The 10,835-nt window shown below is 41.6% G+C and carries 11 protein-coding genes; 3 read left to right on the forward strand and 8 right to left on the reverse strand.

Translation table 11 applies throughout. From position 1 onward, the window contains the following. Window positions 1–238: 238 nt before the first annotated feature. The 8 genes from HT703_RS07465 to HT703_RS07500 all read right to left on the reverse strand — a co-directional run bounded on the left by HT703_RS07465 (window position 239) and on the right by HT703_RS07500 (window position 7,231). Window positions 239–1,048 (reverse strand): purine-nucleoside phosphorylase, encoded by an 810-nt coding sequence (locus tag HT703_RS07465; RefSeq protein WP_054392744.1) that lies wholly within the window; start codon window positions 1,046–1,048, stop codon window positions 239–241. Beyond that, window positions 1,048–1,605: a DUF1697 domain-containing protein gene (locus HT703_RS07470; protein WP_054392745.1), complete on the reverse strand. Its 558-nt coding sequence runs from the start codon at window positions 1,603–1,605 to the stop codon at window positions 1,048–1,050. The genes HT703_RS07465 and HT703_RS07470 overlap by 1 nt, the downstream gene beginning before the upstream one ends. Window position 1,606: 1 nt before the next feature. Further along, a complete protein-coding gene (locus HT703_RS07475; RefSeq protein ID WP_054392746.1) occupies window positions 1,607–2,818 on the reverse strand; it encodes a phosphopentomutase in 1,212 nt (403 codons plus the stop codon). Between the two features lie 23 nt (window positions 2,819–2,841). Continuing rightward, entirely contained in the window at window positions 2,842–3,525 is a 684-nt protein-coding gene (gene rpiA / locus HT703_RS07480; protein WP_054392747.1) for a ribose-5-phosphate isomerase RpiA, read from the reverse strand. A gap of 297 nt (window positions 3,526–3,822) precedes the next feature. After that, complete coding sequence (locus HT703_RS07485) at window positions 3,823–4,662, reverse strand: NAD(P)H-hydrate dehydratase (RefSeq protein WP_054392748.1); 840 nt, start codon at window positions 4,660–4,662, stop codon at window positions 3,823–3,825. A gap of 140 nt (window positions 4,663–4,802) precedes the next feature. Continuing rightward, window positions 4,803–5,660 carry a bifunctional methylenetetrahydrofolate dehydrogenase/methenyltetrahydrofolate cyclohydrolase gene (locus HT703_RS07490; protein WP_054392749.1) on the reverse strand — a complete coding sequence of 286 codons (858 nt, stop codon included), beginning with the start codon at window positions 5,658–5,660 and terminating at the stop codon, window positions 4,803–4,805. 153 nt (window positions 5,661–5,813) lie between these two features. Next, on the reverse strand, window positions 5,814–6,548 hold the full coding sequence (locus tag HT703_RS07495) for an amino acid ABC transporter ATP-binding protein (protein ID WP_172930005.1): 735 nt from the start codon (window positions 6,546–6,548) through the stop codon (window positions 5,814–5,816). Further along, on the reverse strand, window positions 6,548–7,231 hold the full coding sequence (locus HT703_RS07500; RefSeq protein ID WP_172930006.1) for an amino acid ABC transporter permease: 684 nt from the start codon (window positions 7,229–7,231) through the stop codon (window positions 6,548–6,550). Before HT703_RS07500 ends, HT703_RS07495 begins: the two co-directional genes overlap by 1 nt. A gap of 189 nt (window positions 7,232–7,420) precedes the next feature. Between HT703_RS07500 and HT703_RS07505 the strand changes: the two genes are divergently transcribed. The 3 genes from HT703_RS07505 (at window position 7,421) to HT703_RS07515 (ending at window position 10,719) form a co-directional block, all read left to right on the forward strand. Next, window positions 7,421–7,651 carry a YkuJ family protein gene (locus tag HT703_RS07505; RefSeq protein WP_000443573.1) on the forward strand — a complete coding sequence of 77 codons (231 nt, stop codon included), beginning with the start codon at window positions 7,421–7,423 and terminating at the stop codon, window positions 7,649–7,651. A 228-nt stretch (window positions 7,652–7,879) separates the two neighbouring features. Then, window positions 7,880–10,138, forward strand: a complete 2,259-nt coding sequence (locus tag HT703_RS07510; RefSeq protein WP_172930007.1) for an ATP-dependent Clp protease ATP-binding subunit — start codon at window positions 7,880–7,882, stop codon at window positions 10,136–10,138. A 128-nt stretch (window positions 10,139–10,266) separates the two neighbouring features. Beyond that, window positions 10,267–10,719, forward strand: a complete 453-nt coding sequence (locus HT703_RS07515; protein WP_050971398.1) for an NUDIX hydrolase — start codon at window positions 10,267–10,269, stop codon at window positions 10,717–10,719. The last annotated feature ends 116 nt before the right edge of the window (window positions 10,720–10,835 follow it).

The following is a 10,835-nucleotide window of genomic DNA, read 5'->3' on the forward strand; positions in this document are numbered from 1 at the left end:
TGCTCTTTGATTTTCATTGAGTATAAATTCATTCTTATCTCTTCTTATCATACTAGTCTGCTTGGCTAGGAAGCTAATTCCAGCATCCTAGATTCTTGTCTTTCACAATGCTAACTATCAGACTCTTTCAGTTACAAGAGTAGGAAGAAACCCATAGTCTACCTATGTTTCTTCTTTGTTCCGAATAGCCAGTCAATCATGAAAAGGTAGAGGTATTCCCCCTTTTAAATCTTTTTTCTTACAATTCTGCAAGAATCGCTTTAAGCAAACCTTTGAAATCACCTTTGACACCTTCAGTCACTTCTACAACTTCTTCGTGATTGAGTTCTTCTTGGAAACCAGCCGCAAAGTTAGTGATACATGAAATTCCCAGAACTTTCAAGCCAGAGTGGGCTGCCACGATAACTTCAGGAACCGTAGACATACCAACTGCATCTGCTCCCAGTGTCTTATAGGCACGGATTTCTGCTGGTGTTTCATAAGTTGGACCAGTAACACCGATATAGACACCTTCATCAAGCTTGATATCAAGTTTTTTAGCAACTTCATGGGCAGTAGCACGGTATTCTGGAGTGTAGGCCTTAGACATATCTGGGAAACGTGGACCAAAGTCATCCAAGTTTTCACCCATCAATGGATTTTGCCCCGTCATGTTGATATGGTCTGAGATAGCCATCAAAGTACCAGGACCATATCCAATACCACCAGCTGCATTGGTTACAATGACACCTTCACATCCAAGAACTTTCATGACACGTACTGGGAAAGTCACGACCTCCAGAGGATTTCCTTCGTAAAAATGGAAACGACCTTGAAGAGCCAAGACCTTGCGACCTGCAAGGTCACCATATACCAATTTCCCAGCGTGACCAACTACTGTTGAACGGCCCCAGTTTGGAATCTCAGCATAGTCTACTACAACTGGATTTTCGATTTCTTCTGCCAGTTCTCCCAGTCCCGATCCAAGGATTAGACCGAACTCAGGCGCTTGAATTCCCTTGTCTTTCAGGAAAGCAGCTGTTTCATTGATTTTATCTAAAAATGTCATTATGTGTCTCCTTTTTTAGTTTTTAGCATTTGACCGATTTTGTCAAAGGTTTTAGCATTGCGAATGGTAATGTGGCAATAGAAAGGCATCTTGAGCAAGTACTTGTGATAGGCAGTCTTAGAGTAAGATTCTTCAGAGAATTTCCCCCAGAAAATACCAAGTTTTCCAAAATGAAGCACTTCATCTTTCAGCTCTAAACTTTTAACTGACTCAATGACTTGCTCCACGTCCAAACCCTCAGTGTAAAAGAGAACGTCTTTTCTTGCCAAGTCTTCGTTCCACCAAGCTGGGAGATTTTCCACTTCTGCTTCATAGTTTTCCTGACTCAGTAAAGAAAAACTCTGAATAAATGGATAACGAGTTCCAAAGAAAGCCTCTAACTTTTCAACCAATTGGGCTTTGGGAACTGTCGAAGTAAAGAAAACATTGCCACTGTTGATGTAGCTTTCAACCTTTTCCAGCCCCAACTCTGTCAATTCTTGACGAAACTCCGCCATGACGACCTTATTCTTGCCACCAACATTGATACCTCTCACCAGCAAAGCATAGCGCGTCATCTTATACCAATTTATCTAAGAAACTTTCCCCAATCATGGCTGTTTCAACACCAAAGTTATCGGCAACAGTCGCTGAGATATCTGCGAAATGTCCGACTGGAATGACACCATTTCCTTTAAAGGCAGGGCTGTAGGCCAACAATGGAATATATTCACGAGTGTGGTCTGTTCCTGCGTAAGTTGGGTCATTTCCATGGTCCGCAGTAATCAAGAGAAGGTCGTTCTCTCTCATGGCAGCAATAATTTCAGGCAAGCGTTCATCAAACTCATGCAAGCAATCACGGTAACCATGAGCATTACGACGGTGACCATAAAGGGCATCAAAGTCAACCAAGTTTGTGAATGAGAATCCTTTTTCAAACTCAGCAAGTCCCATAGTCTTCAAAAGAGTATCAATTCCGTGGCTGTTTGACTTGTTGTGGCCCATGTCATGGTTGATACCCGCACCGTTAAAGATGTCGTTGATTTTCCCAACAGCGTAAGTATCGATACCAGCTTCGTTCAATTTATCCAAAACAGTCGGTGCAAATGGAGATACAGCCAAGTCACGACGGTTTGCCGTACGAGTGAAGTTACCTGGTTCACCTACATAAGGACGGGCAATGATACGTCCTAAAAGTGCTGGGCGCTCAAGGGTGATTGAACGAGCGTATTCACAGATACGGTACAATTCATCCAAAGGAATGATGTCTTCATGAGCAGCAATCTGCAAAACAGGGTCAGCTGAAGTATAGATAATCAACTCCCCAGTTTCCATCTGACGTGGTCCAAAGTCATCGATAACAGCTGTTCCTGAGTAAGGTTTATTGGCTTCACGAATGACCTTACGTCCTGAAAATTCTTCGATTTTTGTCAAGATTTCTTCTGGAAATCCATTCCAGAAAGTATCGAAGGGCTCAGTAATGTTGAGTCCCATGATTTCCCAGTGTCCAGTCATAGTATCCTTACCAAGTGATACTTCTTCCAATTTTGTTGCATAACCTGTTGGATTGCTTTCAGCTGGAACAGTCTTAAGAGAAGTTTCACGTGGAATATTTCCTAGACCGATTTTAGCCATATTTGGCACATTCAAACCAACTGTTTTTGAAATGTGTCCCAGTGTATCAGAAGCTCCATCTGGAACCCCTGCATTGACAAAGTTATTGGCATCTGGTGCAGCACCAATTCCCACAGAATCCAGTACCACCAAGTGAATACGATTAAATTTTGACATAGTGTATCTCCTTATTATGTTGATTAGTTTGCTTTCGTTGAAGTTAAAATCTGAACCCCGTCTCGTCCAGCAACGATTACCTTATCCACCATTTGATTGAATAAACCGTGCTCTACGACACCAACGATATGGTCCAATTCTTGCCCGAAAGTAATTGGATCCTCGATGACCTCCAAGGCTAGGTCAATGATAAAGTTCTGCATATCGGTCACAAAACGTTGGCCGTCTTTTTCACGAAAACTCGGTTTGTAGCCAGCTCGCTCAAAACGACGGAAGACCTGTTCTGCACCATACTGGACCACTTCCACTGGCAGTTTAAAAGCACCTAGTTTATCAACCAGTTTGCTTTCGTCTACCACCCAAATATATTCTTTTGAGGGCGTTGCGACAACCTTCTCCATCAGAAGGGCACCACCACCGCCTTTGATTCCGTTAAACTGGCTATCTACTTCATCCGCTCCGTCAACCGTCACATCAACCAAGTCTACTTGGTCAATCGACTTGAGCGGGATGTTAAGGCCTTCAGCCTGTTTACTAGTCACGCTAGAAGTCGTTACAGCTGTAATTTTCAGTCCTTCTTCCTTAATCCGACGACCGATTTCTTCTACGAAATAATAGGCAGTAGACCCCGTTCCCAGTCCGACTACCATGCCATCCTTGACAAACTCAGCAGCCTTGATACCTGCCATTTTTTTCAGATTTTCCACTCAAACACCTCCATTAAAGAGCTACTTCTATTATACCATGTAAAGGCTTTTATTTCATCTAAAAGTACCTCTAGAATACTGCTTATTTATCCTGGAAATTGAATTTTTTTAATAAAAACAGAGCTCTGACAAATCACTTTAAGTACGGATGTAAACCAAATCAACTCTAACAAAAATAGATTTACAAGAGTAAAAAAACGAACAAATTTAGTTTCTTAGTAAGAAGAATACTAAACGTTCGTTTTTTGTGAATTAAGAATAATGATACAAATTATCAACATTTTTTGTCTAACTATTTTAGACATATCTTTTCATTACTTTAGGAAGACAATTACTAATCTCCGTTGGCAAGACCACATAATGTTCTTGAGCTAGCTCTTGAGCAATGGCTGAATGAAGATGAGCCGCTACGGTTACACGTTCGTAAAGATTAGCTTGTTTAAACTGGCCTGCAAATCCTGCAATCATACCAGCCAGAGTATCTCCCATTCCCCCAGTCGCCTGATAGGGACCGCCAACCTGTAACTGGTAATAATCAGATTGGCCAGCTTGCCAAATACGAGTAGCCGGACCTTTCTCCACCAAAATTGTTCCTTTAGGGAAGGAAGTCAGAGCACTAGCTGTTGTACCTTCGTTTTGTTTTTCAATCGTAATTCCAGACAGTTTTTCCCACTCCTTTTGGTGGGGAGTTAGGATAAGCTGGCTAGAAGGAAATGACAATCTTGTTCTAGCAAGGATGGTTAAGGCTCCTCCATCTACAATCAAAATCTGGTTCTGTCTTAAGCTAGCAAAAACCTGTTTGACTAGATCTTCTCCAAAAGTATCGTCTCCTAAACCAGGTCCTAGCAAGACAACTTCTGCCTTCTCCAACTGCTCTTTTAACAGTTGCTGGTCTTGAAGAGAAAAGGCCATAGCCTCAGGTAAATGGCTGTGTAGAGCAGGGATATTTTCTCTATCTGTTCCAACGGTTACCAATCCTGCACCGCTTTTAACAGCTGCAATGGCTGACATGATGATAGCTCCCCCATAAGGATAAGTCCCACCCAGCAACAGCAAACGACCATAATCTCCTTTATGACTTGTACGAGAACGTTCAATAATAACTTTTTCTAGTAAGGTTTGATCAATCACTTTCATCCTTTTCTCCTCTCACATTTATTATACAACAAAAAGGAGGCGCAGACCTCCTTTTGTAATCTTATATCTAAAATTTAATATTCATTTCTGCCATTTTAGATATAGCTATAGAAAATACACTCTCTTCAGCGAATTTTCTCTTATTTTCTTTCCAATGTCCGAAGTGCTGCTTGATAAGTTTGCTCCATTAGCATGGTAATGGTCATAGGACCGACACCTCCAGGAACTGGCGTAATATGGCTAGCAAGTGGGGCAACTGCCTCATAATCAACATCTCCACAGAGCTTCCCATTTTCATCGCGATTCATCCCTACATCAATGACAACCGCACCTGGTTTCACAAAATCAGGAGTCACAAACTTGGCGCGACCGATTGCGACTACAAGAATATCCGCTTTAGCAGCAACCTTAGCGAGATTATGGGTGCGTGAGTGAGTCAAGGTCACTGTTGCATTCTTGGCCAAAAGAAGCTGGGCCATAGGTTTTCCAACAATGTTTGAACGACCAATGACAACCGCATTTTTACCTTCCAAGTCAATCCCATACTCATGAAACATCTCCATAATCCCTGCGGGTGTTGATGGAATCATGACTGGATGTCCAGACCAAAGGCGTCCCATATTTAGCGGATGGAAACCATCCACATCCTTTTCTGGGTCAATGGCCAACAAAACTGCCTCTTCATCGATATGTTTTGGTAATGGTAACTGAACCAAAATCCCATGCCAAGCTGGATCTTGATTGTATTTGGCAATCAAGTCTAATAATCCCGCTTGGGTAATGGTATCTGGAACTCGCACTACTTCGCTACGGAAACCAGCTGCAAGAGCTGACCTCTCCTTGTTGCGAACGTAGACTTGGCTGGCTGGATTGTCCCCAACCAAAATCACTACCAAACCAGGCACTAGACCTGTTTCTTCCTTTAATTTTTCAGTCTTTTCAGCCAACTGCCCCTGCAATTTGACCGCTAAAGCTTTCCCATCAATAATCTGTGTCATATCACTTCTCTTTTCTTTCAAATATCTTCCATTATACCAAAAACTGCTAGTACCCTCTAACACTTCTTTCCTAGGCTATCCTATAGTTTCAAACTATAAGAAAAAGCTCTGGTTGAGCTTTTCACTAATCTTGTCTTGAAATTTTAAAATAGATTATAAAACCTTACTCAAAAAGTCTTTAGTCCGTTGTTCTCGGGTTTGTTCAAAAATCTGCTCAGGGGTCCCGTCTTCAACAACTACACCGTCTGCCATAAAGATAACACGGTCTGCCACCTCACGCGCAAATCCCATCTCATGTGTTACGATAACCATGGTCATTCCTGATTTGGCAAGGTCTTGCATAACAGCCAAAACTTCTCCAACCATCTCAGGGTCCAGGGCTGAAGTTGGCTCGTCAAAGAGCAAAACATCTGGTTCCATAGCCAACCCACGCGCGATGGCAATCCGTTGTTGCTGACCACCTGACAAACTCTGTGGATAAGCGTCTGCCTTATCTGGCAAACCAACTTTTTCCAAAAGCTCTTGGGCTCTCTTCTCAGCCACTGTCTTGCTCTCACCTTTGGTCTTGATAGGTGACAAGGTGATATTTTCCATCACAGTCATATTAGGAAAGAGATTAAATTGTTGGAAAACCATGCCCATCTTCTCACGCATGGCAAACAGGTCATTCTTCTTGTCCGTAATATCGACTCCCTCAAAGATAAGCTTCCCCTTGGTTGCTTCCTCCAACAAATTCATAGAGCGAAGCAAGGTAGATTTCCCACTCCCTGAAGGACCGATGATAACGACAACTTCTCCTCTTTTAATCTCGAGGTTGATGCCCTTCAATACTTCATTCTTTCCAAAAGATTTATGTAAATTTTCAATTTTTATCAAGGTTTCTGTCATTATTTCTTATCTCCTTGTCCCATATGTTTTTCAAAAGCTTTCAAGGCTACTGTCAGAATAGAGGTCATAATCAAGTAATAAAATGCTGCAAATAAAAGCGGTGTTAAAGGTAGATAGGTTGTTGTAGAAACTGTTGTAGCCCCATTCCACAACTCCATGACCCCAATAGCTGATAAGAGGGAGCTGTCCTTGATAATGGTGATAAATTCGTTCCCCAATGCTGGCAAGATATTTTTGATTGCTTGTGGCAAAATCACATAACGCATCGCATTTTTAGGACGAATCCCTAGCGAATAAGCCGCCTCTAGCTGACCTTTTGGAACCGCATTGATTCCGGCACGAACAGTCTCCGAAACATAAGCACCACTATTCATAGAGATAATCAAAATCCCTGGAATCAGACGCGAAAAATCAACACCTAAAATTCCAATCTGAATAGTCGGACCATTGATATGCATAAGAGCAAAGGCAATCATAATTTGAACCATCATCGGTGTCCCACGGAAAATCCAAACGTACAAGTTGGCCAACCAAACAAGCGGTTTAAACTTTGAACGTTGCCCAAAAGCCAAGACAACACCCAAAATAGTTCCCAAAAAGATAACACAGATAGAAATAAGAATCGTCACAACAGCCCCATAGTTAAAATAAGGTAAATACTTAGGTAAAAAAGAAAAATTCATAGTCACACTGCTTTCTAAAATAGAATACTGTATGATTATAACATGTTTTGAATTAAAATTTAAATTTTTTATCCAATTTATTTAAAAATCTTTAAACTAGCAGAATTAGCGAGAAATCTTAGTTTTTTCTAGTCAAGTTGGCCTCCTTTATGGTAAAATAGTAACGATAAGAAATGAAGGAGAATCAAAATGGAATCACATTTGGTTAGAATCATCAACCGCCTTGAAGCAATGGCAAACGATGGCGGAAATTTAAAACGTAATTTTGAACGCGAAGGAGTTGTTGTTGCAGAAGTTGCGTACAGCCACGACGAAGAAAACGGCCCAATCTTTACCCTTCGTGACGTAGAAGATCGCGAAACGTATACGTTTGATAGCATTGACTTAATCGCAATGGAAATTTACGAACTTCTCTACTAATCTAAAACAAGCTGGGATTGTCCCTGCATGTCTAAGTAAAATCCTTTTTGTCTCACAAATAGGATTTTTTTATAGTCCAAATTCACAAAAATTTTCATTGTAACAACTTCTCAAAGCTTCAATCTTTTTACTTGCTTTACACCCCAATCCTGTTATAATGAGAGTATAGAATTTGACTATTTTTGACCTTTAAACAAGTCAGGCTAAAGAAAGAAATGAGGTAGATGTATGCTTTGTCAAAACTGTAAAATTAACGACTCAACAATTCATCTTTACACCAATCTCAATGGAAAACAAAAACAAATTGACCTCTGTCAAAACTGCTATAAGATTATCAAAACAGATCCTAACAATAGCCTCTTCAAAGGTATGACGGATCTGAACAATCGTGACTTCGATCCCTTTGGTGATTTCTTCAATGATCTAAACAATTTCAGACCTTCTAGCAATACTCCTCCTATTCCCCCAACCCAATCAGGTGGAGGTTACGGTGGAAACGGCGGTTATGGTTCCCAAAATCGTGGATCTGCTCAAACTCCGCCCCCAAGCCAAGAAAAAGGCCTGCTAGAAGAATTTGGTATCAACGTAACTGAGATTGCCCGTCGTGGAGACATTGACCCCGTTATTGGGCGCGACGATGAGATTATCCGTGTCATCGAGATTCTCAATCGTAGAACCAAGAATAATCCTGTCCTTATCGGTGAACCTGGTGTCGGAAAAACGGCCGTTGTCGAAGGTCTAGCTCAGAAAATTGTCGATGGCGATGTGCCACATAAACTCCAAGGTAAACAAGTCATCCGTCTGGATGTGGTTAGCTTAGTTCAAGGAACGGGGATTCGAGGACAATTTGAAGAACGCATGCAAAAACTCATGGAAGAAATTCGCAAACGTGAAGACATCATCCTCTTTATCGATGAAATCCATGAAATTGTTGGTGCTGGTTCTGCGAGTGATGGTAATATGGACGCAGGAAATATCCTCAAGCCAGCCCTTGCTCGTGGAGAACTGCAACTAGTCGGTGCTACTACCCTCAATGAATACCGTATCATTGAAAAGGATGCTGCCCTCGAGCGTCGTATGCAGCCTGTTAAAGTCGATGAACCAACGGTGGACGAAACAATCACTATTCTCAAAGGGATTCAAAAGAAATACGAAGATTACCACCACGTTCAATATACAGATGCTGCGATTGAAGCAGCTGCAACTCTTTCCAATCGCTACATCCAAGATCGCTTCTTGCCTGACAAGGCCATTGACCTCCTAGATGAAGCTGGTTCTAAGATGAACTTGACCTTGAATTTTGTGGATCCTAAAGTCATTGATCAGCGCTTGATTGAGGCTGAAAATCTCAAGTCTCAAGCTACACGAGAAGAAGATTTTGAGAAGGCGGCCTACTTCCGCGACCAGATTGCCAAGTATAAGGAAATGCAAAAGAAAAAGATCACAGACCAGGATACTCCTATCATCAGCGAGAAAACTATTGAGCACATTATCGAGCAGAAAACCAATATCCCTGTTGGTGATTTGAAAGAGAAAGAACAATCTCAACTCATCCATCTAGCCGAAGATCTCAAGTCTCATGTTATTGGCCAAGATGATGCAGTCGATAAGATTGCCAAGGCTATTCGCCGTAATCGTGTCGGACTTGGTACCCCTAACCGCCCAATCGGAAGCTTCCTCTTCGTTGGGCCAACTGGTGTCGGTAAGACAGAACTTTCCAAACAACTGGCTATCGAACTTTTTGGTTCTGCTGATAGTATGATTCGCTTTGATATGAGTGAATACATGGAAAAACACAGTGTGGCTAAGTTGGTCGGCGCTCCTCCAGGTTATGTTGGCTATGATGAGGCTGGTCAATTAACTGAAAAAGTTCGCCGCAATCCATATTCTCTCATCCTTCTCGATGAAGTGGAAAAAGCTCACCCAGATGTTATGCACATGTTTCTACAAGTCTTGGACGATGGTCGTTTGACAGATGGGCAAGGACGGACCGTTAGCTTCAAGGATGCCATCATTATCATGACCTCAAATGCAGGTACAGGTAAGTCTGAAGCCAACGTTGGATTTGGGGCTACTAGAGAAGGACGTACCAACTCTGTTCTCGGTGAACTCGGCAACTTCTTTAGCCCAGAGTTTATGAACCGTTTTGATGGCATTATCGAATTTAAGGCTCTCAGCAAGGATAATCTCCTTCAGATTGTCGAGCTCATGCTAGCAGATGTTAACAAGCGCCTCTCTAGCAACAACATTCATTTGGATGTAACTGACAAGGTCAAGGAAAAGCTGGTTGACCTAGGTTATGATCCAAAAATGGGAGCACGCCCACTTCGTCGGACTATTCAAGACTATATTGAGGACGCAATCACTGACTACTACCTTGAAAATCCAAGCGAAAAAGACCTCAAAGCAGTTCTGACTAGCAAGGGAAACATTCAAATTAAGTCTGCCAAAAAAGTTGAAGTAAAAACTTATGAAAAAGAAGTATAAATCCTATAGAAAAGGAGTAGAAAATGAAAATTTTCTGCTCTTTTTACTAAAATAACTATAAGTTCTTGACAGCTCTGCCTTTGTCCATTATGATAATAATAAAGATACTAGATAATGAGGAAAATGCAATGGCAAACCCAACTTTCGGAGAAAAAAAAGCAAATACAGACTATGTTGCACGCTATGGAGTGTATGCAGTTATCCCTGACGCTAAACAAAAACAAATTGTTCTTGTTCAAGCACCTAATGGCGCTTGGTTCCTACCAGGTGGCGAAATTGAAGCAGGTGAAAATCATCAGGAAGCCCTAAAGCGTGAATTGATTGAAGAGCTTGGTTTCACAGCTGAAATTGGTACCTATTATGGACAGGCTGATGAATACTTCTACTCTCGTCATCGTGATACCTACTACTACAATCCTGCCCACCTCTATGAAGCGACTTCTTTCAAAGAAGTGCAAAATCCACTAGAAGACTTTAATCATATTGCCTGGTTCCCTATTGACGAGGCTATCCAAAATCTTAAACGTGGTAGCCATAAATGGGCCATCCAATCTTGGAAAAAACAGCATAAGATTGACTAATACTCTTCGAAAATCTCTTCAAACCACGTCAGCGTCGCCTGACCGTAGATATGGTCACTGACTTCGTCAGTCTTATCTACAACCTCAAAACTGTGTTTTGAGCAACCTGCGGCTAG

Origin of the sequence: Streptococcus sp. 3874, from assembly GCF_013276425.1 — a bacterium.
Taxonomy (GTDB): Bacteria; Bacillota; Bacilli; order Lactobacillales; family Streptococcaceae; genus Streptococcus; species Streptococcus pseudopneumoniae.

What these genes read in the sequence shown, in the direction of transcription:
- HT703_RS07475 (WP_054392746.1), bottom strand. Translation starts at nt 2,818, where the DNA reads ATGTCAAAATTTAATCGTATTCACTTGGTGGTACTGGATTCTGTGGGA.
- HT703_RS07470 (WP_054392745.1), bottom strand. Translation starts at nt 1,605, where the DNA reads ATGACGCGCTATGCTTTGCTGGTGAGAGGTATCAATGTTGGTGGCAAG.
- HT703_RS07485 (WP_054392748.1), bottom strand. Translation starts at nt 4,662, where the DNA reads ATGAAAGTGATTGATCAAACCTTACTAGAAAAAGTTATTATTGAACGT.
- HT703_RS07495 (WP_172930005.1), bottom strand. Translation starts at nt 6,548, where the DNA reads ATGACAGAAACCTTGATAAAAATTGAAAATTTACATAAATCTTTTGGA.
- HT703_RS07505 (WP_000443573.1), top strand. Translation starts at nt 7,421, where the DNA reads ATGGAATCACATTTGGTTAGAATCATCAACCGCCTTGAAGCAATGGCA.
- HT703_RS07500 (WP_172930006.1), bottom strand. Translation starts at nt 7,231, where the DNA reads ATGAATTTTTCTTTTTTACCTAAGTATTTACCTTATTTTAACTATGGG.
- HT703_RS07490 (WP_054392749.1), bottom strand. Translation starts at nt 5,660, where the DNA reads ATGACACAGATTATTGATGGGAAAGCTTTAGCGGTCAAATTGCAGGGG.
- HT703_RS07510 (WP_172930007.1), top strand. Translation starts at nt 7,880, where the DNA reads ATGCTTTGTCAAAACTGTAAAATTAACGACTCAACAATTCATCTTTAC.
- HT703_RS07465 (WP_054392744.1), bottom strand. Translation starts at nt 1,048, where the DNA reads ATGACATTTTTAGATAAAATCAATGAAACAGCTGCTTTCCTGAAAGAC.
- HT703_RS07515 (WP_050971398.1), top strand. Translation starts at nt 10,267, where the DNA reads ATGGCAAACCCAACTTTCGGAGAAAAAAAAGCAAATACAGACTATGTT.